Consider the following 22,665-nt stretch of genomic DNA (forward strand, 5'->3'; position numbering starts at 1 on the left):
GTGGGCACGCCCATCAGGGACTGGAGGTTGTAGCCGTCGGCGGTCCACTCGGAGGCGGAGATGTGCATGGCGGTGCCGTTGACGACGACGTAGCGGCCGGCGTCGGTGCCGGACTGGTCCATCACGACGAGTCCGGTGGCCGGGCCGGTGTTGATCGCGCCCTTCAGCCAGCTGGACGGGACGCCCATGTCGGGGCGGGTGTTGTAGCCGTCGGCGGTCCAGTCCGAGCCGGAGATGAACAGTGCCGCGCCGCCGACCACGACGTAGCGGGAGGAGCCGCCGCCCTGGTCGTGGACCACGGTGCCGGGCGGCAGCGCGGTGGGCAGGGCGTTGAAGGCGCCGTCGTCGACCTGGACGATCTTGCTCAGGTCGTAGCCGTCGGCGGCGACGTCGGAGCCGGCGACCGGCAGGCCCGCGCCGTTGATGATGACCTTGACCGAGGCGCCGTTGGGGGACTTGACCAGCGTGCCGGAGGGCAGCGAGGACGGGGAGGTGTTGACGTCCTCGACGACGTTCTTGTAGCGCCGCGCCTTGTAGTCGCCGTTGGGGTGGTTGTCGAACTTCGCGGCGTTGATGGAGGCGCCGGCGATGTGCTTCACCGGGGTGGAGCCGAAGGAGTAGTAGGAGAAGGTCGTGTGGTTGGCGTCGTCCCACTTCTCGAAGAGCAGGACGTGGTCGTAGAAGCTGTTGAGGACGTCCCCGGGGCGCAGGTCGCTGCGCGGGATCTCGTAGCTCTCGTCGGTGGCGATGGACTGGGTGGTGGCGCTGTAGCCCAGGTGCCAGGCCATGGAGACGTAGCCGGAGCAGTCCTTGCGGTAGTAGCGGCCGCTGGAGTCCGGGAAGGTCGCGCCCTGGTTGTAGGTGAGGCCCGGGTTCTGGTTGAACCAGTACTGGGCGCGGGAGAGGATCTCCGACCGGGTGATCTGGCCGCCGACGGTGGACGAGGCGGCGGCGTGGGCCGCGGTGGTGGTGAAGGCCGTGGCGGCTATCGCGCCGGAGGCCGCGATGGAGGCGGCGAGGGTGATGCGGGCGAGCTTGGAGAGCGCGGAGGGCATGACGGAACGTCCTGACGGTGTGAGAGCGGCGGTGTGAGAGCGGCGGTGGGCGCCCGGCGCGGGCGCGGGCGCGGGAAGTCGGGAGGCGTGGCCCGGAGGGAGGCGGACAGCTGCCCTGCAGGAGCAGCGGTCGGGTGGCCTCGGGCGACGGCGGGGCGGGTCAGTCCCAGATGGTGTTCACGGCGGTGGCCGGCGCTGGACTGGTCAGTCCCAGATGGTGTTGGCGGGGGTCACGGTGACCGGGGCGGGGCCGTCCCAGATGGTGTTGGCCGGGGTCACGGTGACCGGGGCGGGGGCCGGGGCGTCCCAGATGGTGTTCGCCGTCGTGGCGGCCGGGGCCGGGGCCGGAGTGGGGCTGTCCCAGATGGTGTTGGCCGTCGTGGCGGCCGGGGCGGGAGTGGGGCTGTCCCAGATGGTGTTGGCCGAGGCCTGGCCGGCGATCGGCAGGGCGGCGGCGAGGGCGAGGGCGGCGACCGCGGCGGCCTTGGCGAGCGGGGTGCGAAGCATGGGAGTGGACCTCTTTCGAGAACTGGACGGGTGGCGGTGAGTCCGGTGTCGCGTCCCGCGGTTGACGCTCGGCCGGTTTGCCTCCGGGCGGTGGGCCCTGCTGGCGAGTACTAGCTTCGTCGCAGTTCAGAGCGGGTGGAAGGGTTCTCCGGTGGACGGAAACGGCAGCGTCCGGATCCGTCCAGCCGGGCCGGATCAGTCCAGCAGGCGCTCGTAGAACGGCGTGACGAGCGGGGCGCCGACGCGGGTGAGCGTCCAGCCGCGCAGCGCGGGGACGGTCTCGACCGCGCGCCGGCAGAACGTGTCGACGACGGTCTCGGCGGCGCTCAGCCGGCCGGCGACCAGGTAGACGCCGAGGACGGCGCCGGGGCCGGCCCCCTCGTGCACGGCGACGTGTTCGATCCGCTCCTGGGGCCGCGCGCTCGCCAGCAGCACCCCGGCGGTGTCGGGCCCGAGCGCTGCTGCCGGGGCCGGGACCGGGGCCTGGATCTCGGCGTGAATCAGGTACATGGAACGGACTCTGCCGAACCGTCGACATCCCGGCATAGAGGATCAACCTGGACGGTTCCGGCGGTGTCCGGAACCGTCCACGGACCCTTGCTGGCCCCCTCTCGCACTCGCGTGCGATGATCGCGTACGCAGCGATTGGCGATTCAGGCCTTACACACCGGGGGGAACGAGGCATGCTGACCGCACTCGGGCTGGATGCTGTGTCGGAGAGCGTCTACCGCAGCATGCTCGCGCATCCCGGCGACGGGGTGCGGGCGCTGGCGGAGCGGCTCGGGCGCAGCGAGGAGGAGGTCCGGCGCTGTCTGGACCTGCTGAGCGAGCTGGCGCTGATCCGGCCCTCCTACGAGCGGGAGGGCGAGCTGCGGGCGGTGTCGCCGCAGGTCGGCATGGAGTTGCTGATGGCGCGCCAGCAGGCCGATCTGGCGGCGCAGCAGCTGCGGATCGAGGCGTCCCGGGCGGCGGCTGCGCAGTTGATCGCGGAGTACGCGGATCTGCGGCCGGCCGCCTCGCACGCCGGGGTGGAGCAGTTGGTGGGCCTGGACCAGATCCGGGACCGGATCGCGTCGCTGGCCCGTGGCCTGGCGACGGAGATCATGACCTTCGCGCCGGGTGGCGGGCATTCTCCGGAGAGCATCGAGGCGTCCCGTCCGCATGACCGGGATCTGCTGGACCGGGGGGTGCGGATGCGGACGGTGTACCTGGACAGTGTGCGCAACAGCCAGCCGACGGTGGCGTACGTGGGCTGGCTGGCGGAGCTGGGCGGGGAGGTGCGGACGGTGCCGGAGCTGCCGACCCGGATGATCATCTTCGATCGGGCGACGGCGCTGATCCCGGTCAGCGGGGACGACACCCGTGCGGGGGCGGTCGTGCTGACCGGTCACGGGACGCTGGTGGCGCTGTGCGCGCTGTTCGAGCACGTGTGGGGTCAGGCGCGGGAGCTGGGGCCGTCGGTGGTGCGGGACGAGGGCGGGCTCAGTGCGCAGGAGGCGACGGTGGTGCGGTTGCTGGCGCAGGGGCTGACGGACGAGGCGATCGCCAAGCGGCTGGGGGTGTCGTCGCGGACGGCGCGGCGGGTGGCGACGGATCTGATGGAACGGCTGGGTGCGCGCAGTCGTTTCGAGTTCGGGATGCGGGCGGTGCAGAACGGCTGGCTGCCGCAGCAGTTGTAGGGCCGACGTTCGCGCGGGCGGCTGGTACGGGAACCGGGCGGCCGGCGCGGGTGTGGGTCCGCCCGCCGCCCCCGGGTCGCGGGGGCGGCGGGCGGCGCCGGAGGTGTTGGAGCGGGGCTGCTAGAACGGCGGGAGCGTGCCGAGCTTGACGTCGCCCGTGTAGTGCTTGCCGAGCGCGTCGAAGTCGTAGTACAGGTGCACGTCGTCGCCGACCAGGTAGAACCTCTGCGTGCCGTTGACGAACGGCGACAGGCCCAGGTGGAAGGTGATGCCCTCGGTCAGGCTGCCGGAGGCGCTGCCGACCTTGACCTTGCCGAGGAACGGCACGTTCGCGTACACCACGATGGACGCGGAGCGGGCGGTCGTGTCGAGGGTGAGCGTGGTCTCCAGCGGGCCGGTGACGTAGGTCCAGGACTGCACGTCCGTGATGGCGGGCGTGACGTTCTGGACCACTGCGACCGGGGCCAGGGCAGGGGCCGGGGCGGCCGCCATGGCCGCCGTGCTGCCGAAGCCGACTGTCAGGACGGCGAGGCCGGCCACCACAACACCCGCACGACGTACAAAGCGGTTCTTCATGGTTCCCTCCCAGAGGTGTGAGCTGATGGTCGGGTCCCCCGGGGTGATTCCTATCAGTCAACTCGCTTGGGGTGCCAGCGTGTTGTACATCACGAGCGCACTCCGGCGTAAAAGTGGACCCCCCCGTTCGGGTGGTTTTTCTTGACTTTGCCAGCACTCCTGTGTAGTGGGGGCGGCTCTCGTCGCGCGGCCCGTTCCGGGTACGGAGCAGCCGTCCCCTCGTGCGGGTTCGGGGCTTTGCCGGGCGGCCGCCGTCCGGGGCCCGCGGGCGGGCCGGAGCCGGTGGCGGGCCCGGGCGGGGGCGCGACGGCCTGCGGCCGCCGGCCAAGTGGACCGGTCGCGCGGGTGACGCTACGCGCGTCCGTTTCCGTCCACCCGGGGGGATTTGTCGGACCTTCACGGGTCCCCCATCAGATGATCACTCGGCTGCCGGAATTCCGACCCCTGGCGTACGGCGCGGTCCACTCGAATTCCTTCGCACACCGCCGAGCAGCGAAAGGCCTTCACCCCATGACCCGCCCTGCCGACCGCCCCTCCCCCGACCAGCAACTGCGCGAGGCCGCCGCGCGGCTGGACCGGCGCCGCTTCCTCACCGTCACCTCGGCCGCCGCCGCGCTGGCGTTCACCGTCAACCTGCCGTCCGCGCACGCCGAGGACGCCGAGTTCGGCCCGCGCGCCATCACCGGCGACCCGTTCACCCTCGGCGTGGCCTCCGGCGACCCGCTGCCCGGGGCCGTCGTGCTGTGGACCCGCCTGGCGCCGCGCCCGCTGGAGCCCGGCGCCGGGCTGCCGCCCGCCGGTTCGGTGCGGGTGGGCTGGGAGCTGGCCCGCGACGAGCGGTTCCGCAAGGTGGTGCGGCGTGGCAGCGCCCGCGCGCACGCCGAGTTCAACTACGCGGTGCACGTGGACGTCGACGGCCTCGACGCGGACCGGGTGTACTGGTACCGCTTCACCGTCGGCGCCTGGAGCAGCCCCGTGGGGCGCACCCGCACCGCGCCGGAGCGCGGGCGCAGGCTGGACGCCGTCCGCTTCGGGCTGGTGTCCTGCCAGGCCTACGAGGACGGCTACTTCACCGCCTACCGCCACCTGGCCGACGAGGACCTGGCGGCGGTGTTCCACGTCGGCGACTACATCTACGAGTACGGCATCGACGCCGCGGGCGGCGACCGCAAGTACACCGACCGCACCCTGCCGGCGCTGTTCGACCACGAGACGGCCACGCTGGAGGACTACCGGCTGCGCTACTCCCTCTACAAGAACGACCCCGACCTCCAGGCCGCGCACGCCGCCCACCCCTGGTACGTCACCTGGGACGACCACGAGGTGGAGAACAACTACGCGGCCGGCATCCCCGAGAAGGGCCAGGACCCGGCGCCGTTCATCGCCCGCCGCGCCGCCGCCTACCGCGCGTACTGGGAGAACATGCCGCTGCGGATGCCGCAGCCGCGCGGCACCGAGCTCACCCTCTACCGGCGCGTCCACTTCGGGCAGCTCGCGCAGTTCGACATCCTCGACACCCGCCAGTACCGCGACGACCAGGCCAACGGCGACGGCTGGCAGTACCCCACCCCGGAGTCCGAGGACCCGCGGCGCACCCTGATGGGCGCCGCCCAGGAGCGCTGGTTCGCCGAGGGCCTGCGCCGCTCCCGGGCGACCTGGAACGTCGTGCCGCAGCAGGTCGTCTTCTCCCGCCGCAAGAACACCACCGCCGAGCGCTCCAAGCTCTCCATGGACGCCTGGGACGGCTACCCGGCCGCCCGCGAGCGCTTCCTGGCCGCCGTCGACCGGGCCGGGGTGGAGAACCTGGTGCTGCTGACCGGTGACGTCCACGTCGCCTACGCCCTGGACGTCAAGCGCGACTTCGACAAGCCGGACTCGCGCACCGTGGGCGTGGAGTTCGTCGGCACCTCGATCAGCAGCGACGGCGACGGCGAGGAGAAGCCGTCCAACTGGCAGAACCTGATGTCGGCCAACCCGCACATGAAGTTCTACGACGGGCGGCGCGGCTACACCACGCTCACCCTGGACCGCCACCAGGTCCGCGCCGACTACCGGGCCGTCTCCCACATCACCCGCCCCGGCGGCACCGTCACCACCGCCGCCTCCTTCGTCACCGAGGCCGGCAACCCGGGCATCCGCCCCGCCTGACCCGCCACCCCCGGGGCCCGCCGCACACGGGGGCGGCGGGGCCCGGGGGCGGCACCACCAACCCGGCCCCGGGGCCTCCGGGCGGCGAGCGCTTCCCCGCCCGCGCCACCGGCTGCTCGCCCATCGGCGATGCAAACCGGCATGAAGCCGACCATGCGGCGCCGCACTCCTTGGAAGCAGCCCCGGCCTGAAGCCTCACATCTGGCTTCGATTCAGACTTCGCCGAACTCGCCGCTTCGGACAGCGGCAACGAACGAGTCCCAGCCCTCGGCCGAGAAGGCCAGCGCCGGGCCCTGGGGGTCCTTGGAGTCACGGACCCGGCCCGGGTGCGCATCGTCCACCTCTACGCAGCCGCCCCCGCCGTTGCTGTAGGTGCTCTTGCGCCACTTGGCGCCCGTTGGGTCATGCATGGTCCAGTTCCTTCCCTGTCTCCCGGATCACGGCCAAACTGTCCGGCTGGCTGAGCGCGTTGACCTGGAGTCGATCGTATCTATCGACCCATCGGGCCACCGTCTCGGCATCTTGTTCCAGGTATCCCCGTTGAAGCGTCTCCGTGTACCCGACCAAAGCACGATTAGGGAGGGTCAAGAGCGTGACGGGGTGGGACAGCGGCCGATCTTCGGCGAGGCGGTACGGAGCGATCTGGATGATCACATTCGGGTGATCACACAGGCTCTCCAGGTGAGAGAGCTGCATGGCCATAATCTCCCGACCGCCGATCGGTCGACGCAGGACTCCCTCGTCCAGGACGACGTGGATCGTGGTGCCCCTGTCGAGCATGAGTTGACGTTGCGCCAGCAGACCAAGCCTCTCGTCGGCTTGCTCCTGTGTCGCTTCCCCTCGGCGGACGATGCCGGCCTCGTAGGCCGCGCTGTAGTCCGGGTGCTGAAGTATGCCCGACACCATATCCGTGTCGAACAGTCTGACCGTGATCGCTTCGCGCTCCCGGCGAAGGTACTCGGAGAACCCCGGCAACAGAGCGCCGTTCTTCCAGCTCCACCACAGTCCCGTCAGGGCGCCACCGGCATCGAGGGCGGCGTCCACGCGTTCTACGAACTTTAAAGACGGCGCTTGTTTAGCTCGCTCCACGTTCGAGATGTAGACGTTGGAGTACCCGACTCGCACGCCGAGTTCGATCTGCGTCATCCCCTTGGCCTGGCGCGACCGGCTGATCTGAACAGCCAGGGCTTCCAACGGGGATGACGTTGGGTCAAGTGTGCGACGAACCAAGATCGCCTTCTTTAAAATCTGCTGGACTAGAGATTTGAAACTCTTTCGATCCTAGAGCAGGCTGAGCCATCCTGGTAGTCATTCGACTACTGACCGAAGTGGGCGCACTCCATTCGCATACGCCTTCCCTTGAGGTGCTTCGCCATGCTCAAAATCCGTACCGCTCCCCGCCCCCGCACGTTCGCGACCCGCCTGGACTCCCGCACCGAATCCACCCCCATCGCACGGCAGTTGCTCCGCGCCTACCTCGCCGCCCTCCCCACCGGCGACCGCTACCGCGACACCGCCGAACTCCTCCTCGGCGAACTCTTCGCCAACGCCGTCCAACACACCGACGCCCCCGTCGACCGCCTCATCGAAGTCCGCTTCGCCCTCACCGGCGACCACCGCCTACGCCTCGAAGTCCACGACGCCGGCACCGGCCGCCCCTCCCTCCACACCCCCACACCCGACGACGAACACGGACGCGGCGTCCTCCTCGTCAACGAACTCGCCGAGAAATGGGGCTGCTGCCCCCGCGCCGGCGGCGTCGGCAAATTCGTCTGGGCCCTGATCGCCCCCGCACCCGCCCCCACGCCCGCCACCCTCCTCACCGTCTGAACAAGGCCCCCACCATGCGACTCCCCCTCACCGCCCGCCACCTGTTCGACACCGGCTCCACCCCCGCCGACACCTACGCCACCCTCGCCCGCCGCACCCGCCAACCCCTGCGCTCAGCCCGCGCCGTCTGCACCGCCCTCGGCATCCCCGCCGCCGAAACCCAACGCCGCCTCGACGACTGCTACGACGCCCTCCTCGCCAACCCCCGCCCCGGCACCGAGAACGACACCGGCGAACTCCTCGAAGCCCTCGGCGTCTTCGACATCCCCAAGCCTCTCGACGCCACCGAACTCGCCGTTGTCGACCTCTTCCTGGCCGCCATCGACGCCATGGGTGGCATCCGCGCCGGCCACCAGCACGGCCTGGCCCGCTGGTTCACCACCGGGAACCTCACCGCCGCCTACCTCTCCCTCGCGGCCGCCCGCCCCCGCCCCACCACCGGCAACCCCGCCCACTACTGGACCACCCTCACCACCGCCGGCGAACTCCTCGTCGCCGCACCCACCCCCGACCCCCGCATCAAACCCGCCCTCACCCGCTGCCGCACCCAAGCCCAAGCCGCCCGCTCTTGAACAACACCCCACCGCGCGCAGGAAGTCGGGCCCGCCGACTTCCTGCGCAGCGAGCGCGGTCGGTTCGGGTGGGGTGACTGGCCGGTGACCCCGCCACCTGTGGGTTCATGCGCCAACTCCCCGCAGCTACTCGACGGTTGACCGCGTGCCACCCGCATCGAAAATGCCCGAGCCCGATCCTTTGCCGCTTCCGGCAGGCAAAGGATCGGGCTCGGGCGTGCTGTGGAGGTCTGGGACCTTCCACAGGGCCCCGGGGCGTTCGGGGTCGGCTAGGTGCGGGCGGCGGTGCGGGTGCGGCGGGAGAGGGAGTCCAGGACGACGGCGGCGAGCAGGACCGCGCCGGTGATCATGTACTGGATGGCCTGGGCGGCGTGGACCATGTCCAGGCCCGTGGTGATGGACTGGATCACCAGGATGCCCAGCAGCGCGGACCAGGTCTTGCCGCGGCCGCCGAAGAGGCTGGTGCCGCCGATGACGGCGGCGGCGATCGCGCTCATCAGGACGTTGCCGCTGCCCAGTTGCTTGTCGGCGGCGCCCTGCTGGGAGGCGTAGAACAGCCCGCCCAGGCCGGCCAGGAACGCGGAGAGCATGAAGACGGAGATCCGCACCCGGGCCACGTTGACGCCGGCGCGCCGGGCGGCCTCCACGCCGCCGCCGACCGCGAAGATCCGGCGCCCGTAGGAGGTGCGGCGCAGGACGAAGTCGGTGAGGACGACGACGCCCACCAGCACGACCAGGGGCAGCGGCAGGCCGCGGTCCTGGTTGAGGGCGTAGGCGGTGGCGAGGGTGAGCACGGCCAGGGCGCCGGTGCGGATGGCGGTGTCGGCGGTGGGGCGGGCGGTGAGGCCGGCGGCGGTGCGCCGGCGGGCGGTGCGCAGGTGGGCGAGCAGGTAGAGGGCGGGGGCGAGGACCGCCAGGGCCCAGGCGTAGGCGATGTCGCCGTCGCCGAGGAAGGTGGTGTCGAGGGTGGCGATGAGGCCGCCGTGGCGGTTGTTGACGGTGCCGAGGTCGCCCAGGACGTACTCCTGCAGGCCGCTCCAGGTGAGCATGCCGGCGAGGGTGACGACGAAGGCGGGGACGCCGACGCGGGCGAAGAAGAGGCCGTGCAGCAGGCCCATGGCGGTGGCCGCGGCGAGGGCGGCGAGCACGGCGAGCCATTCGGCGACGCCCTGGCGCACGGCGAGGACGGCGGCGAGGGCGGCGCTGGCGCCGGCGACGGAGCCCAGGGAGAGGTCGATCTCGCCGAGGAGGAGGACGAAGACGACGCCGACGGCGATGAGGCCGGGGCCGGCGATGAAGCGGGTGATGTTGGTGAGGTTGTCGGCCTGGAGGAAGTGGCCGGTGACGGACTGGAAGATGACGGCGATCAGGATGAGGCCGACGACGACGGGCAGGGAGCCGAGTTCGCCGGCGGCCAGGCGCCGGCGGGCGGCGTCCAGGTAGCCGGCGGCGCCGGCGGCCCGGGTGTGCAGGCGGGGGTCGGCACCGGGGGCCACGGGGTCGGCGCCGGGGGCCGCGGGGGTGTCGGCGGGGGTGCTGGGCGTGGTCATGCGGCGTCCTCCTCCCCGGCGTGGCGGGCCTGGCGCCGGGCGTGGGCGTTGTCGGTGGCTCCGGTGATGGCGGAGACGATCTGCTCCTGGGTGGTGCCGGCGACGGGGAAGACGCCGTTGTTGCGGCCCAGCCGCAGGACGGCGACGGTGTCGGCGACGGCCCGCACGTCGGCCATGTTGTGGCTGACGAGGACGACGGCCAGGCCGCGTTCGCGCAGCCGCTCGACGAGGTCGAGGACCTGGGCGGTCTGTTCGACGCCGAGGGCGGCGGTGGGCTCGTCCAGGATGACGAGGGCGGGCTCGCCGACCAGGGCGCGGGCGATGGCGACGACCTGGCGCTGGCCGCCGGAGAGCGCGGCGACGGGGGTGCGCACGTCGGGGATGCGGATGGCGAGGGTGTCGAGGAGTTCGCGGGCGTGCTGCTCCATGGCGACCTCGTCCAGGAGCCCCCGGCGGCGTTTCTCACGGCCGAGGAACAGGTTCGCGATGACGTCGAGGTTGTCGCACAGGGCGAGGTCCTGGTAGACGGTGGCGATGCCGAGGGCCTGGGCGTCCTGGGGGCGGGTCAGGCGCACGGGCTCGCCGTGCCAGGTGATGGTGCCCTCGTCGACGGGGTGGACGCCGGCGATGGTCTTGACGAGGGTGGACTTGCCGGCGCCGTTGTCTCCGACGAGGGCGAGGACTTCGCCGGTGTGCACGTCGAGGCCGACATCGGTGAGGGCCTGGACGGCACCGAAGCGCTTGGAGACCGAGCGCAGCTGGAGGACGGGTGCGCCTGTCAAATGAACCTTCTTCTGCGGTGGTGGACTTGGACCCGGGTCGAGCCGGGCGGCTGGGCGGGCCGGGCTACTTGAGGCCGGCGGCGGCGCAGGCGGCGGCGTAGTCGGCGGTGCAGATGTCGGAGACCTTGTAGAGGCCGTCGGCGACGACGGTGGTGGCGATGTTGGCCTTGGTGACGACCTTGGCGTCCAGGAACTTGGCGGGGATGGCCTTGTCGGTGGCGCTGTCGACGGTGGCGGTGGCGACGGCCTTGACGTCCTTGCCCTTGAGGAGGGCGACGGCCAGTTCGGCGGCGGAGTCGGCGAGCGGGCGGTAGGCCTTGTAGATGGTGAAGGCCTGGTCGCCGTTGACGATGCGCTGGATCGCGTCGAGGCCGGCGTCCTGGCCGCCGACGGGGACCTTGATCCCGGCGCCCTGGAGCTGGGTGATGATGGCGCCGGCCATGCCGTCGTTGGCGGAGTAGACGGCCTGGAAGCCGTTCTTGCCGAGTTGGGTGACGGCGGCGCCGATCTTCTGGCCGGCGACGGTGGGGTCCCACTGGCCGGACTGCTCGTAGACGATCTTCTTGACCTTGGCGTCGAGGACCTTGTGGGCGCCGGTCTTGAAGTCGGCGGCGTTGGGGTCGGCCTCGTCGCCGTTGATCATGGCGACGTTGGCGTCGGCGGCCTGCGCGCCGAGGGCGTCGACCAGGGCCTGGCCCTGGAGTTCGCCGACCTTCTCGTTGTCGAACGAGGCGTAGGCGGCGACCGGCCCGGTGGCCAGGCGGTCGTAGGCGACGACCTTGACGCCCTTGGCGGCGGCCTCCTGGACCCAGCCCTGGGTCGACTTGGCGTTGTAGGGGTCCAGGATGATCACCTTCACGCCCTGGGCGAGGAGGGTGTCGAACTGCTGCTTCTGCTTGGCGGCGCTGCCCTCGGCGTTGTTGTACAGGACCTTGCAGTCCGCGCACAGGGCGGCGACCTTGGCCTCGACGAAGGGGCGGTCGAAGGATTCGTAGCGGGTGGAGGAGGCGTTCTCGGGTAGGAGCAGCCCGATGGACTTGCCGTCTCCGGAGGCGGCCGCGTCCTTCTTGTCGCCGCCCGCCTTGCCGCAGGCGGCCATGGACAGGGCCAGTGAGATGCCGGTGGTGGCGATGAGGACGCGACGCAGTGCTGCGTTCATGGGGGTGCCTCTCCCTGACGTCGCCGCGGCTCTGCGGCGGGGTGGGGGGAGTTAAACCTGAACGCGTACATGACGTCAATAAGTAAATTCAGACTGCGGGCGATGCGCCTCTACTCGTTATCTTCATGAACACTGACGGGGAGTTGAAACCTGGAGGAAGCTCCAAATGACGGAACGGCGGCGCCCGTTGTGGGGCCCGCCGTTCAAGAGTCGATCAACCTGTCGGGGCGTCAGGAAGGTGGGGCGCCCGCCGTCCCCCGTGCGGCGGGCGCCCCCGTTCGGAGGTGGTTCCGGTGTGTCAGCGGCGGCGCGCCAGGGACGGCGCGTCAGGGGCGGTCGAGGGTGATCGAGTTGATCGGGCCCAGGTCGTACCAGACGCCCTTCTGCGCCGGGATGTCGTAGACGCAGTTGCCGCCGCCCGAGCTCTTGCACAGGTGGGCGTGGGCGCCGCCGGACTGGTTGTTGAGGACCCAGTGGTTGCCGTACTGGTTGCTCAGGTTGTGCGCGCCGTAGCTCCAGTACACGTCGCTCGGGGCCGAGGCCGGGTCCTGGTTCTGCGGGTAGACGCAGACCGCCCCGTACGGACAGCCCGCCCAGGAGCCGTCGGCGGCGCCGGCGCTGCCGGTGCCCAGGGCGGTCAGGCCGGTCAGGGCCGCGGTCGCGAGGGCGAGGGCGGCGACGGCGTGGGTGATCCTGCGCATGGATGGTTCTCCCTTGGCTGGTGCGCGGCCTGACGTGGGGTCCGGCCGGTGCTCAGCAGCCTAGGAACGTGGGCGCGGCGGCGGTCCCTGACATCTGACAGGGGCGCGCCGCCGCACTCCGGGAGCCGACGTGTGCGGCTAGGACTTGCCGAAGGTGTCGCACTGGGCGAGGTCGCCGGTGCGGTAGCCGGTGGTGAACCAGGTCTTGCGCTGGTCGGAGGAGCCGTGGGTCCAGCTCTCCGGGTTGACCCGGCCGGTGGCCTGCTGCTGGATCCGGTCGTCGCCGACGGCCGCGGCCGCGTCCAGGCCCTGGGCGATGTCCTGGTCGGTGAGGGAGGCGATCAGCGGCCGCCCGGTGGAGGGCTGCGGGGTGGTGGTGGCGTGGTGCGCCCACACCCCGGCGTAGCAGTCGGCCTGGAGTTCCAGCTTCACGGAGGCGCTGTTGGCGCCCTGGCGGTCGCTGCCCACCTTCTGCATGGTGCCGAGGAGGTTCTGGATGTGGTGTCCGTACTCGTGGGCGACGACGTAGGACTCGGCGAAGGGGCCGCCCTTGGCGCCGAAGCGGGCCGAGAGCTCGTTGAAGAAGCCGAGGTCGAAGTAGGCCTTCCGGTCGCCGGGGCAGTAGAACGGGCCGACGGCGGAGGTCGCCGGGCCGCAGGCGGTGGAGACCTGACCGGTGAACAGCACCGTCTCGGCGTTGCGGTACGCGGTGCCCGTGCGCTTGGGCAGTTCGGTGCGCCAGAACTCCTGCACGCTGTTGGTGACCGCCACGATCCGGCAGTCCTGGCGCCGGTTGGCGTCCGCACCGGTCTTGCAGGCCTGCTGCACCTCGCCGGCGGTGTGCGCGCCGTTGGAGGTGGTGGAGCCGCCGCCGGAGGACAGGCCCAGCAGTTGGGGGTCCACGCCCAGGACGACCGCGAACAGCACGACGATCAGGCCCACCGCCCCGCCGCCGATGGCGACCTTCCCGCCCGGGATCCCGCGCCGGTCGTCCACCTGTGAGGTGTCGAGGTCGCCCTGGTCGTCGAACTGCATGCCCCTGCCCGCTTCTGTCGTGTTTGTCAGTACTGGTGACGGTCTGTGCCGGTGACGGCCCGCCCAGCCTACGGGCAGCGGGCTCCGGCACGGCGCAGCGGGGGCGCGGGCGGCGGGGTCCGGACGGGGGCGGGGCCGGGCGGCGACTGCGGCCGTGGACGTGGCCGTGGACGTGGCGATCGGGCACCGCTCCCCCGAGGCCGCGTGCGCCGTCCTGGACCGCCACCTGGCCCGACTGCTGGACTGATGGTCCGTCAATTTCCGACGCGGATACCGGACTCGGGCGCGACGGAGGCCTCGGCAGGGCGGGCGGGCCCGCGGGGGCGGCCGAGCAGGACGCCGGCCAGGACCAGCGCCAGCCCGCACACCTGGCGCGCGCCGAGCCCCTCCCCCGCGAGGCCGGCGCCCAGCAGGACGCCCGCGAGCGGGTTGAGCAGGCCGAGCAGGCCGACCGTGCCGGCCGGCAGGTGGCGCAGGCCCGCGAACCAGAGGGCGAAGGCGAGGGCGGTGGCCACCAGGGCGACGTAGCCGAAGGCCGGGAGCGTGCGGGCGTCCATCGCCGGGGGCGCGCCCTCCGCGGCGGCGGCCAGGGGCAGCAGCATCAGGCCGCCGGCGGTCAGCTGCCAGGAGGTGACGGCCAGCGGGTCCGCGCCCTCGCGCCAGCGGGCGGCCAGCACGTAGCCGACGCAGGAGACCAGCATCGCCGCCACCGACGCCGCCAGCCCCGCCCCGCTGACCGCGCCGCCCGCGCCGAGCAGCGTCAGCGCCACCCCGCCCAGGCCCGCCACCGCGCCGACCAGGTGGGCGCGGTGCGGGCGCTGCCCGGCCAGCGCCCAGGCGGTGAGCAGCATCGCCAGCGGGGAGGCGGCCATGACGGTGGCGGCGGTGCTGGTGGGCAGCAGTTGGGAGGCGAGGTAGAGCAGGACGAAGAACACCGCGGTGTTGAGCAGTCCGAGCAGGGCGCTGCGCCACCACCAGGGCCCGTGCGGGCGGCGGCGGGAGAGGGTGAGCAGGACCAGTCCGGCGGGCAGGGCGCGCAGGGCCGCGCCCCACAGGGGCCGGTCGGCGGGCAGGTAGGCGTGGGTGACGTAGTAGTTGGCGCCCCAGGCGAGCGGCGCGACCGCGGTCAGCAGGACCCACCGCAGATTGGCTTCCATGGAAGGCAATATACCTTCCCGGGAAGGTACTGGCGGTAGGGTGGGCCCATGGAGCACCAGCAGCACCCCCGGACGCCCTCCCCGCCGGGCGCGGACACCGACCACGTGGCGCTGATCCAGGCCCAGTGGCGGCGCGAACGCCCCGACCTCGACGTCTCCCCGCTGGCCGTCGTCGGCCGCCTGCACCGCCTCGCCGCCCGGCTGACCGGCGAACTCGCCCTGGTCTACTCCCGCTACGGCCTCGGCGAGGGCGAGTTCGACGTCATGGCCGCGCTGCGCCGGGCCGGCGCCCCCTACGAGCGGGCCCCCGGGGAGCTCGCCGCCCACACCATGGTCACCACCGGCGCGATGACCAAGCGGATCGACCGTCTCGAACGCGCCGGGCTGGTCACCCGCCGCCTCGCCGAGGGCGACCGGCGCGGGCGCGTCGTCGCCCTCACCGACGCCGGCCTGCGGCTGATCGACGAGGCGTTCACCGCCCACATCCGCAACGAGCACCGCCTGCTCGCCCTGCTGTCCCCCGAGGAGGCCGCCGCCCTGCAGACCCTCCTCACCGCCTGGCAGCACCGCCTGGACGGCACCGCAGCGGGCGGCGGACCAGCAGAATATGACGCATGACCAGCACCCCTCCGCCGTCCCAGCCCGAACCCGGGCCGCCCGTCGCCCCGTCCCCGTCCGGCGTGGAGAGCCCGGAGGCCCGGGCCGACCGGCGGCTGGTGGAACTGCTGCAGGAGCTGCGGGTGCTGCAGACCGGCGTCCAGATCGTGTTCGCGTTCCTGCTCGGGGTCGCCTTCACCCCGCGCTTCGCCACCCTCACCGACGGCCAGCAGGACGTCTACGTCACCACCCTGCTGCTGGCCGTCATCTCCTCGGCCGTGTTCGCCACCCCGGTGGCGCTGCACCGCGGGCTGTTCCGCCACCCCGGCAAGGCGCGGATCGTCAAGGTCTCCGTCCACATCGCCCAGTTGGGCCTGATGCTGCTCGCCTGCGCGCTCACCGGCGCCGTGCTGCTCGTCCTGGACGTCGTGCTCGGGACCGCCACGGCCCTGGCCATCACCTCCGTCGTCGCGCTGATCTTCGCCGGGCTGTGGTTCGTGCTGCCCTGGATGGTGCGCCGCCCGCGGCACGACGACTGAACCGGGCGCGGCGGGCCGGTCCCGGACGGCGGCGCGCGGGCGCGCCGTGCGGTGAACTCCGCTCCCCCACACGGCGGTCGGCGGCGGTCAGCCCGCCGCCACGGGCGGGGTGAGCCAGTCGTCGAGGGGGACGCCGCAGCTGTTGACGATGCCCGCGACCAGCGCGTAGGCGCCGACGAGGGCGAGCAGTTCCAGCAGCTGCGGCGTGGAGTGGCGGGCCGTCAGCTCACGCCAGGTGGCCGGGGAGAGCGCGTGGTCCCCGCACAGCTCGTCCACGGCCCGCAGCAGCGCCCGGTCACCCTCGCTCCAGCCGGGGGCGTCCGGTCCGCCGAGGACGCGGGCGATCTCGGGCCCGGTCAGGCCGGCGGCGGCGCCGAGGCGGGCGTGGTGGTGCCACTCGTAGGCGCAGCCGGTGCGGTGGGCGGTGCGCAGGATCGCCAGTTCCCGTTCGCGGGGCGGGAGCAGGCCCTGGGCGAGCCGGGTGAGCAGGGGCACCAGGGCGACCAGCAGGTCGGGGTGGTGGCCGACGGTCGCCAGGACGTTGAGCACCGGACGGCCCGCCAGCGGCCCGGCGCCGCCGGCGAGGACCTGCGCCGCGGGGCCCTCCAGGCGTCCGGCCAGGGCGGCGACCTCGGCGGCGGGCCGCGGCGCGAGCCTCGGGGCCGCGCCGGCGGGGCGCGGGGCGGTATACGGCGCAGGGTGCGGGGCGGCGTGCGGCTCGGCGTGCGGCGGCGCGTAGTGGTCGAGACGGCCCATCAGCTCCAGCTCGTCGGGGGTGCCGTCGCCGTTGAGCTCGCGGTAGACGGCGCCGACGTTGAGCACCAGCCGCTCGGGGTCGGCCCAGTGGGCGAAGCCGTCCAGGTCCATCTCCCGGGCCGCCTGGAGGACGGGCAGGCCGGCCCGGTGCGCGCGCACGGCGTGGCCGTGGAGCCGTTCCAGGTAGTCGCGGAGGGCACGGACCTCCGTCGTGCCGACGACCGGCCCGTGCCCGGGCACGATCGTCTCCGCGTCCAGGCCGAGGATCAGGTCGCAGGCGGCGATCCAGCCCGACACCGGGCCGCTGTGGACCACCGGGTGGCCGCCGACGAACAGGATGTCCCCGGTGAACAGCACGCCCGCGTCCGGGACGTGGACCAGCACGTCACCGGCGGTGTGGGCCGGGCCGACCTCGATCAGCCGGACGCTGCGCCCGCCCACCGCGACCTCCAGTTCGCCGCTGAAGGTGCGGGTCGGCGGGGTCGGGGTGATGCCGGTGAAGTCGAAGTCCTCACGCATCCGTTCGACGACCCGCGGGAGCGGGACGTCGCCCGGGGAGGCGAGCAGCTCGTGCAGGCGCTCGCCGCGCATGTGGGCCGCGGCGGCCTCGGAGGCGAGGATCTCGGCGTCCGGGAGCAGCTGGTTGCCCCACCAGTGGTCGCCGTCGCTGTGGCTGTTGACCAGGGTGCGGATGGCGAGCCGGGGCAGGGCCCGTGTCATCGTCTCCAGCATGGCGCGGGTCCGCGGGACGGTGAACAGGGTGTCGACGAGCAGCCCTTCGCCGCCGGAGACGACCAGCCCGGCGTTGCTGAAGCCCCAGGTGCCGCTGGGTTGCAGGTAGGCGTAGGTGTCCTCGGCGATCGCGTGCAGGCCCAGGGTGAAGGGGACGGCCATCGCTTGACCTCCTCAGTAGGTGTACCGGAGTACCAATGTGTACTCCAGTACCAAAGTGGATTCAAGTACACTCGTCGTGTGAGACCGACAGCACCTCAGGAACCCGCGGCACCGCAGGAACCGGCCGGACCCCGGGACGGGCAGGGCCGGCCGGACGGGCCCGCCGGCCAGGACCGGCGCGGGCAGCGCCGCAGCGCCACCCGCGAACGGCTGCTGGCCGCCGCCCTCGACCTGTTCGCCGCCCACGGCTACGCGGCCACCACCTACGACCACATCGCCGAACGCGCCGACACCGGCCGCCAGACGGCCTTCAACCACTTCCGCCGCAAGGAGGACTTCGTCACCGCCTGGGTCCGGCAGCGCCACGAGCTGCTGGACCGGCAGGAGGCGGCGGACGCGGCCGACGGCGCACCGGTCGTCGAGGCGCTGGCGGACGAGCTCCGCGCCCTCGCGCGGCTCAACGAGCAGGACTACCCGCTGGCCAAGGAACTCCACGACAGCGGGGTCCTGCACGCCGCCTTCGGCCTGGGCGCCGCCACCCCGCACGCGATCCTCGCCACCGTCACCCGCGGCCGGCAGCGCGGCGAGATCCGCCCCGACCTCGACCCGGCCGCCGTCGCCGACCTCGTCTTCGACTGCTACGTGACCGCCCTGAGCCGCTGGCTGGCCAGCGACGCCGCCTTCCCGCTCGCCGACGCCCTGCTGGCCAGGCTCGACGTGCTCGCCGACGGCTTCGGCCCGCCGCGCGACGCCTGACAACCGACCGGCCCCGTGCGGCGCCTGACAACCGACCAGCCCCGTGCGGCGCCTGACAACCGACGTCTGAGGCCCGACACCTGACGCCCGATGCCCGGCGCCGCCGGGACCGCCCGTACGCCCGTCTCCCGCTGCCGCCTCCCGCCACCCGCTTCCCGTCACCCGCGCCGCACCGGGGGCGGGCGCGGCGCGGGTGACGGACGGGACCGGGCCGGGGCCGGCTGTCGGGCGCCGGGGGCCAGGCGAGGAAGACCCACATCTCCCTCACCCCACAGAGCCCGCCCGCCCCCGAAACCGCTTACCGCCCCACCCCGCGCGGCGGGTACCGTGCCCGGATGCACAGCAACGACAGCAACGGCAGCAGGGACGGCAACGGGGACGGCACCGGGAACGGCAACGGCAGCGCCCCCACCTGGGACGTCCTGCTGCTCGGCGGCGCCTCCGGCCTCGGCAAGAGCCGCGCGGCCGCCGAACTCGCCCGGCACAGCGGCGCGTTCGTGGTCGAGTTCGACGACGTCGTCGCCGCCCTGCACGCCGCCACCACCGCCGAGGGCCACCCCGGCCTGCACCACTTCGACGGCCTCGACGACCCCGACGCGCTGCCCGCCGACCGCGTCCTGGAACTGCAGATCGCCACCGCCCGCGCCCTGGACGACGCCCTGCTCGGCGTGGTGCGCAACCGCCTCACCGTCGACGTGCCCGCGATCGTCGAAGGCGACTACCTCACCCCGGCCGCCGCCGCCCGCGCCGCCGCCGAGGCCGCCGGACAGGGCCGCGTCGTACGCGCCGCGTTCCTGCACGAGGGCGACGCGGCCGGCATCAGCGCCAACTACGCCCGGCGGGAGCCCGAATCCGGCCCGCAGGAGCGCCGCGCGGCCGTCAGCGCCCGCTACTCCCACTGGCTCGCCGACCAGGCCCGCACCCACCACCTGCCCGTCCTGGACTGCCGCCCCTACCCCACCCTCGCCGACCGCCTGCGCCGTGCCCTGGCCTGACCTGCCCTGGCTCAACCGGCCCTGACCTGCCCCGGCCCGGCCTGACCTGACCTGACGAAAGGGGTCCACAGATGCTGATCGTGGTGAGCGGCGGGCCGGGCAGCGGGAAGACGACGCTGGCCCACGCGCTGGCACGGTCCCTCGGCTGCCCGGCGGTGTGCCGGGACGAGCTGAAGGAGGGCCTGGTGCACGCGGGCACCCGGGCCGGGAACCCCGACGAGGCGGTGCGCGCGGCGTTCTTCGACGTCCTGGAGGTCCTGGTGCGCGCGGGGGTGAGCGTGGTGGCGGAGGCCGCGTTCCAGGACCGGCTGTGGCGGCCCGGCCTGACCCCGCTGGCCGAGCACGCCGAACTGCGCATCGTGCACTGCCGGGTGGACCCGGCAGTGGCCCGCGCCCGGATCCGGGCCCGCCTGACGACGCACCCGCACCGCGCCGCGCACGCCGACCGCGCGCTCCTCGCCGCCCCGCCCGGCCCGGGCAACCTGCTGGACGACTTCACCCCGCCGTCCCTGCCGGTGCCGCACCTGCACGTGGACACCACCCACGGCTACCGCCCGCCGCTGGCGGACATCGCCGCCTTCGCCACCAGGCCCGGGAGTTGACCGTCGGTTCGCCGGCGAGCCGGGCGGCCTGCCGGATCAACTCGGTGTAGCGGCAGGAGAGTTCCGACTCCCGCAGGCGCTCGACGGGCTTCGCGCGGACGGCGGCCCCGCGGGCCTGCCGGGCCCGGCCGTCCGTTTGCGGGCAGCGCGCGCAGGGGAGGCCCCCGCGCCGGGTGCCGCTTGCGGGCCAGGCGCCGCGACCTCCGTGACCGCCGCGGCATCGACCGTCACTCCGCCGGCCGTGCCCGGCGGCCCGTCCGACAGGTTGTCAGCTCTCCCGTGTGGGCCGCCGGGATGACTTCTCCCGCGCGCCCGGATCAGCCCGGATAACACGGACGGCATAGTCATTTCGTCACCTTATGGCCGCATTCATGCCGTCATCCACGAGTCCCGCGAGTACCCTGGGGAGTCCCCGATGCCCGAAGTCAGACGACCCTGGGGCCTGGCCCGAGCCTTCGAAGCACCAGGCAGAGCCCTGGCCCGTCCGCCGAGGAGGGCGGGCTCGACGCGGCGCGGCTGGACGGGAATGCTGGCGGCCGTGCTGATGCTGGCGCCGACGCCGCTCGTCCCGCTGCTGGCCGCCCCCGCCGCGCACGCGGCCCAGACGTGCCCGGCGGATGCCGGCTACACCGACTGCCTGTCCTTCGCCTACACCGGAAGCGACCAGGACTTCACCGTCCCCACCGGGGTCTCCTCGATCAGGGCGAAGGCCTGGGGCGCGGGTGCGGCCGCCGACGGCGACACCGCCGCGGCCGGCCGCGACCACGCGAACCGGCCGGGCGCCGCCGGCGCCTACGCGACCGCGCTGCTGGAGGTGACGGCCGGACAGCGGCTGACGGTGGTACCGGGCCAGGGCGGGCGGTCGCGTCCCGACGGCTCCGGCTCCCCGGAGGCCCGCAACGGTGGCGCCTCCGTCATCCGGTCGGGCCAGTCGCACACCCCCGCGGACACCCTGCTGGCAGCCGACGGCGGCACGGCCTCGGCCGCGAGCGCGAGCGTGACTGAGACCGCGAGCGCGAGCGGCGCCGGTGCCGCCGGGGCCGGTGCTGGAGACGGGTCGCAAGGCCTTGCGCCTCACGTGACCGAGCGCCAGTACGTCACCGGGGCGGCCTTCGGCGGCCTCGCCCCGTCCCTCACGGGCGTCAACGGCGCCGACGCCAGCACCAACACCGGCGCCGACGCGGCCAAGAGCGGCGCCGGCCACAGCGGCGACGGCGGCAACGGCCTCGTCGTCCTGGAGTGGAAGGACCCCGGCGCCGACGCCACGGCGGCGAAGGCCGACCCGTCAGCGGCCTCCGCGCCCACCGGCCAGAGCAGCGCTCCGGCAGCCCCGTCCCCGGAGGCCACGCCATCCGCGACCGCCGGTCCGGCCGGCCCTAACAACGCGGCCGCCCCGCCGAGCACCGCCCCGGCCGGCCGCCTGCCCCGGGCACCCGGCGACCCCCTGGACTGCACGGGCAACACGATCTACGCCATCCAGCGCGGCTCCTCCACCGCCGCGAACGGCACCCTGCTCGCCCTGGCCGCCGGCACCGTCGGCGGATCCAGCGTGACCGCGACGACGGTCAGCACGCTCCCCGCCGGATCCGGCTTCACCAACGCCCTCGGGATCACCGACGGCGGCACCGCCGCCTACGTGGTCGACCAGACGCCGACCGTCGCCGGGTCCGTCAACGTGTACGGCTACAACGCGGCCACCCAGGCCTGGACCACCTACACCGGATCCGCCGGCGCCACCAACGACTCCTTCGTCGCCGGCGCGGTGGACCCGGCCAACGGCATCTACTACTACGCCAGCTTCGAGCCCGGCACGGCGACCACGCCCGGCGTGGCCACCCTCTACGGCTTCAACACCACCACCAACACCGCGATCCCCGGCGTGATCGCCACGTTCGACCTGCCCGTCACCGGCGCCTCCGGCCCCAACGGTGACATCACCTTCGACGCGGGCGGCAACCTCTACGCCCTCTCCTCCGTCGGCACCGACGCCGCCATCGGCCGGGTCAACGGTCCGATCCCCACCACCGGGTCGGCCACCGGCGTACCGCTGACCGACACGGTGCTGAGCACCCTGCCCAACCCGGACAGCAACTCGTTCAACGGGGCGGCCTTCGACAACGCCGGAACGCTCTACATCGAGTTCGCCACGGGGACCACCACCTACCTGGAGCAGCTCAACCCGAACACCGGCGCGATCCTGGCCGGGCCCACGCCGTACTCCAACAACGCGTTCCTGTCCGTGGACCTCGGCGCCTGCTCCACCAACCCGACCCTGGCCCTGCAGAAGAACATCGTCGGCCGGTTCGCCTCGTCGACCACGTCGAACGACCAGTTCAACCTGGCGATCACCGGCGGCGGCATCACCCAGGGCAACACCGCCACCACGACCGGCACCAGCACCGGCATCCAGACGCCCCCCGCCGGCCCGGTCATCGCCGTGTCGGGAACCACCTACACGCTGACCGAGACCGCCGCCTCCGGCAGCCTCGCCAACTACACCACCGCCTACGACTGCGTCGACACGGCCAACGGCAACGCCCCCGTCGCCTCGGGCACCGGCGCGACCACCTTCAACCTGCCGTTCCCGCCCACGGTGGAGGACAAGAACAGCCCGATGGTGCTCTGCACCTTCACCAACACCCCGGTCCCCGCGACGCCCTCGCTCACGATCATGAAGACCGCCTCCCCCACCACGGTCACGGCCGTCGGGCAGGTCGTCGACTACAGCTTCCTGGTGACGAACAGCGGGAACGTGACGCTGACCGACGTGACGGT

Annotated in this window: 22 protein-coding genes and 1 pseudogene; 10 read left to right on the top strand and 13 right to left on the bottom strand. The window is 73.0% G+C overall.

Translation table 11 applies throughout. From position 1 onward, the window contains the following. From ACFVTF_RS21005 to ACFVTF_RS21015, 3 genes are all read right to left on the bottom strand, one after another. Positions 1-1,055, bottom strand: a 1,055-nt coding sequence (locus ACFVTF_RS21005) for a hypothetical protein (RefSeq protein ID WP_387815422.1), incomplete at its 3' end; no start/stop codon positions are given. A 204-nt stretch (positions 1,056-1,259) separates the two neighbouring features. Then, entirely contained in the window at positions 1,260-1,562 is a 303-nt protein-coding gene (locus tag ACFVTF_RS21010; RefSeq protein WP_387815424.1) for a hypothetical protein, read from the bottom strand. 195 nt (positions 1,563-1,757) lie between these two features. Then, the gene (locus tag ACFVTF_RS21015) at positions 1,758-2,072 is read right to left on the bottom strand and encodes a hypothetical protein (RefSeq protein ID WP_387815426.1); all 315 of its coding nucleotides are present in this window, start codon (positions 2,070-2,072) and stop codon (positions 1,758-1,760) included. A gap of 173 nt (positions 2,073-2,245) precedes the next feature. On the opposite strand from ACFVTF_RS21015, the gene ACFVTF_RS21020 reads away from it, so the two are divergent. After that, positions 2,246-3,241: a LuxR C-terminal-related transcriptional regulator gene (locus ACFVTF_RS21020; protein ID WP_387815428.1), complete on the top strand. Its 996-nt coding sequence runs from the start codon at positions 2,246-2,248 to the stop codon at positions 3,239-3,241. A 120-nt stretch (positions 3,242-3,361) separates the two neighbouring features. On the opposite strand, the gene ACFVTF_RS21025 is transcribed toward ACFVTF_RS21020, so the two are convergent. After that, entirely contained in the window at positions 3,362-3,817 is a 456-nt protein-coding gene (locus tag ACFVTF_RS21025; protein WP_371515293.1) for a hypothetical protein, read from the bottom strand. Positions 3,818-4,327: 510 nt separating this feature from the next. Here ACFVTF_RS21025 and ACFVTF_RS21030 point away from each other — a divergent pair. Beyond that, positions 4,328-5,965, top strand: coding sequence for an alkaline phosphatase D family protein (locus tag ACFVTF_RS21030; RefSeq protein WP_387815430.1), 1,638 nt, complete (start codon positions 4,328-4,330; stop codon positions 5,963-5,965). Positions 5,966-6,177: 212 nt separating this feature from the next. Here ACFVTF_RS21030 and ACFVTF_RS21035 read toward each other — a convergent pair whose 3' ends face one another. Together ACFVTF_RS21035 and ACFVTF_RS21040 are read right to left on the bottom strand one after the other, a co-directional pair. Next, positions 6,178-6,375, bottom strand: a complete 198-nt coding sequence (locus tag ACFVTF_RS21035) for a DUF397 domain-containing protein (protein WP_387815431.1) — start codon at positions 6,373-6,375, stop codon at positions 6,178-6,180. After that, on the bottom strand, positions 6,368-7,195 hold the full coding sequence (locus ACFVTF_RS21040; RefSeq protein ID WP_387815433.1) for a helix-turn-helix domain-containing protein: 828 nt from the start codon (positions 7,193-7,195) through the stop codon (positions 6,368-6,370). The genes ACFVTF_RS21035 and ACFVTF_RS21040 overlap by 8 nt, the downstream gene beginning before the upstream one ends. A gap of 144 nt (positions 7,196-7,339) precedes the next feature. Here ACFVTF_RS21040 and ACFVTF_RS21045 point away from each other — a divergent pair, with 144 nt between their 5' ends. Both ACFVTF_RS21045 and ACFVTF_RS21050 read left to right on the top strand, forming a co-directional pair. Further along, positions 7,340-7,795 carry an ATP-binding protein gene (locus ACFVTF_RS21045; protein WP_387815435.1) on the top strand — a complete coding sequence of 152 codons (456 nt, stop codon included), beginning with the start codon at positions 7,340-7,342 and terminating at the stop codon, positions 7,793-7,795. 14 nt (positions 7,796-7,809) lie between these two features. Further along, positions 7,810-8,367: a hypothetical protein gene (locus tag ACFVTF_RS21050; RefSeq protein ID WP_387815437.1), complete on the top strand. Its 558-nt coding sequence runs from the start codon at positions 7,810-7,812 to the stop codon at positions 8,365-8,367. Between the two features lie 269 nt (positions 8,368-8,636). Here ACFVTF_RS21050 and ACFVTF_RS21055 read toward each other — a convergent pair whose 3' ends face one another. The 6 genes from ACFVTF_RS21055 to ACFVTF_RS21080 all read right to left on the bottom strand — a co-directional run bounded on the left by ACFVTF_RS21055 (position 8,637) and on the right by ACFVTF_RS21080 (position 14,751). Continuing rightward, positions 8,637-9,917 carry a sugar ABC transporter permease gene (locus ACFVTF_RS21055; RefSeq protein ID WP_387815439.1) on the bottom strand — a complete coding sequence of 427 codons (1,281 nt, stop codon included), beginning with the start codon at positions 9,915-9,917 and terminating at the stop codon, positions 8,637-8,639. Then, complete coding sequence (locus ACFVTF_RS21060; protein ID WP_371515299.1) at positions 9,914-10,699, bottom strand: ATP-binding cassette domain-containing protein; 786 nt, start codon at positions 10,697-10,699, stop codon at positions 9,914-9,916. Before ACFVTF_RS21060 ends, ACFVTF_RS21055 begins: the two co-directional genes overlap by 4 nt. A 64-nt stretch (positions 10,700-10,763) precedes the next feature. Then, positions 10,764-11,858, bottom strand: a complete 1,095-nt coding sequence (locus ACFVTF_RS21065) for a sugar ABC transporter substrate-binding protein (RefSeq protein WP_387815441.1) — start codon at positions 11,856-11,858, stop codon at positions 10,764-10,766. A 326-nt stretch (positions 11,859-12,184) separates the two neighbouring features. Next, complete coding sequence (locus tag ACFVTF_RS21070; protein ID WP_387815443.1) at positions 12,185-12,559, bottom strand: hypothetical protein; 375 nt, start codon at positions 12,557-12,559, stop codon at positions 12,185-12,187. A gap of 138 nt (positions 12,560-12,697) precedes the next feature. After that, positions 12,698-13,594, bottom strand: a complete 897-nt coding sequence (locus tag ACFVTF_RS21075) for a neutral zinc metallopeptidase (RefSeq protein WP_387815445.1) — start codon at positions 13,592-13,594, stop codon at positions 12,698-12,700. A gap of 254 nt (positions 13,595-13,848) precedes the next feature. Next, entirely contained in the window at positions 13,849-14,751 is a 903-nt protein-coding gene (locus ACFVTF_RS21080; RefSeq protein ID WP_387815447.1) for an EamA family transporter, read from the bottom strand. Between the two features lie 48 nt (positions 14,752-14,799). Between ACFVTF_RS21080 and ACFVTF_RS21085 the strand changes: the two genes are divergently transcribed. After that, positions 14,800-15,369, top strand: coding sequence for a MarR family winged helix-turn-helix transcriptional regulator (locus tag ACFVTF_RS21085; protein ID WP_387815449.1), 570 nt, complete (start codon positions 14,800-14,802; stop codon positions 15,367-15,369). Beyond that, positions 15,366-15,887, top strand: coding sequence for a DUF6328 family protein (locus ACFVTF_RS21090; protein ID WP_387815451.1), 522 nt, complete (start codon positions 15,366-15,368; stop codon positions 15,885-15,887). Before ACFVTF_RS21085 ends, ACFVTF_RS21090 begins: the two co-directional genes overlap by 4 nt. Positions 15,888-15,974: 87 nt before the next feature. Here ACFVTF_RS21090 and ACFVTF_RS21095 read toward each other — a convergent pair whose 3' ends face one another. Further along, positions 15,975-17,537 carry an MBL fold metallo-hydrolase gene (locus tag ACFVTF_RS21095; protein ID WP_387815453.1) on the bottom strand — a complete coding sequence of 521 codons (1,563 nt, stop codon included), beginning with the start codon at positions 17,535-17,537 and terminating at the stop codon, positions 15,975-15,977. A gap of 78 nt (positions 17,538-17,615) precedes the next feature. Here ACFVTF_RS21095 and ACFVTF_RS21100 point away from each other — a divergent pair, with 78 nt between their 5' ends. The 4 genes and pseudogenes from ACFVTF_RS21100 to ACFVTF_RS21115 form a co-directional block, all read left to right on the top strand. Further along, entirely contained in the window at positions 17,616-18,293 is a 678-nt protein-coding gene (locus ACFVTF_RS21100) for a TetR/AcrR family transcriptional regulator (RefSeq protein WP_387815455.1), read from the top strand. Between the two features lie 335 nt (positions 18,294-18,628). Continuing rightward, complete coding sequence (locus tag ACFVTF_RS21105) at positions 18,629-19,288, top strand: AAA family ATPase (protein ID WP_387815457.1); 660 nt, start codon at positions 18,629-18,631, stop codon at positions 19,286-19,288. 71 nt (positions 19,289-19,359) lie between these two features. Further along, positions 19,360-19,890 carry an AAA family ATPase gene (locus tag ACFVTF_RS21110; RefSeq protein WP_387815459.1) on the top strand — a complete coding sequence of 177 codons (531 nt, stop codon included), beginning with the start codon at positions 19,360-19,362 and terminating at the stop codon, positions 19,888-19,890. Positions 19,891-20,434: 544 nt separating this feature from the next. After that, positions 20,435-22,665 (top strand): annotated as a pseudogene (locus ACFVTF_RS21115) (hypothetical protein); the annotation flags it as partial.

The sequence above is a fragment of the Kitasatospora sp. NPDC057940 genome (assembly GCF_042887425.1).
Classification (GTDB): Bacteria; Actinomycetota; Actinomycetes; order Streptomycetales; family Streptomycetaceae; genus Kitasatospora.

Excerpts from the sequence above, each read along its gene's own strand:
- ACFVTF_RS21010 (WP_387815424.1), bottom strand. The coding sequence starts at position 1,562 with ATGCTTCGCACCCCGCTCGCCAAGGCCGCCGCGGTCGCCGCCCTCGCC.
- ACFVTF_RS21015 (WP_387815426.1), bottom strand. The coding sequence starts at position 2,072 with ATGTACCTGATTCACGCCGAGATCCAGGCCCCGGTCCCGGCCCCGGCA.
- ACFVTF_RS21020 (WP_387815428.1), top strand. The coding sequence starts at position 2,246 with ATGCTGACCGCACTCGGGCTGGATGCTGTGTCGGAGAGCGTCTACCGC.
- ACFVTF_RS21025 (WP_371515293.1), bottom strand. The coding sequence starts at position 3,817 with ATGAAGAACCGCTTTGTACGTCGTGCGGGTGTTGTGGTGGCCGGCCTC.
- ACFVTF_RS21030 (WP_387815430.1), top strand. The coding sequence starts at position 4,328 with ATGACCCGCCCTGCCGACCGCCCCTCCCCCGACCAGCAACTGCGCGAG.
- ACFVTF_RS21035 (WP_387815431.1), bottom strand. The coding sequence starts at position 6,375 with ATGCATGACCCAACGGGCGCCAAGTGGCGCAAGAGCACCTACAGCAAC.
- ACFVTF_RS21045 (WP_387815435.1), top strand. The coding sequence starts at position 7,340 with ATGCTCAAAATCCGTACCGCTCCCCGCCCCCGCACGTTCGCGACCCGC.
- ACFVTF_RS21050 (WP_387815437.1), top strand. The coding sequence starts at position 7,810 with ATGCGACTCCCCCTCACCGCCCGCCACCTGTTCGACACCGGCTCCACC.
- ACFVTF_RS21055 (WP_387815439.1), bottom strand. The coding sequence starts at position 9,917 with ATGACCACGCCCAGCACCCCCGCCGACACCCCCGCGGCCCCCGGCGCC.
- ACFVTF_RS21065 (WP_387815441.1), bottom strand. The coding sequence starts at position 11,858 with ATGAACGCAGCACTGCGTCGCGTCCTCATCGCCACCACCGGCATCTCA.
- ACFVTF_RS21070 (WP_387815443.1), bottom strand. The coding sequence starts at position 12,559 with ATGCGCAGGATCACCCACGCCGTCGCCGCCCTCGCCCTCGCGACCGCG.
- ACFVTF_RS21075 (WP_387815445.1), bottom strand. The coding sequence starts at position 13,594 with ATGCAGTTCGACGACCAGGGCGACCTCGACACCTCACAGGTGGACGAC.
- ACFVTF_RS21080 (WP_387815447.1), bottom strand. The coding sequence starts at position 14,751 with ATGGAAGCCAATCTGCGGTGGGTCCTGCTGACCGCGGTCGCGCCGCTC.
- ACFVTF_RS21085 (WP_387815449.1), top strand. The coding sequence starts at position 14,800 with ATGGAGCACCAGCAGCACCCCCGGACGCCCTCCCCGCCGGGCGCGGAC.
- ACFVTF_RS21090 (WP_387815451.1), top strand. The coding sequence starts at position 15,366 with ATGACCAGCACCCCTCCGCCGTCCCAGCCCGAACCCGGGCCGCCCGTC.
- ACFVTF_RS21095 (WP_387815453.1), bottom strand. The coding sequence starts at position 17,537 with ATGGCCGTCCCCTTCACCCTGGGCCTGCACGCGATCGCCGAGGACACC.
- ACFVTF_RS21105 (WP_387815457.1), top strand. The coding sequence starts at position 18,629 with ATGCACAGCAACGACAGCAACGGCAGCAGGGACGGCAACGGGGACGGC.
- ACFVTF_RS21110 (WP_387815459.1), top strand. The coding sequence starts at position 19,360 with ATGCTGATCGTGGTGAGCGGCGGGCCGGGCAGCGGGAAGACGACGCTG.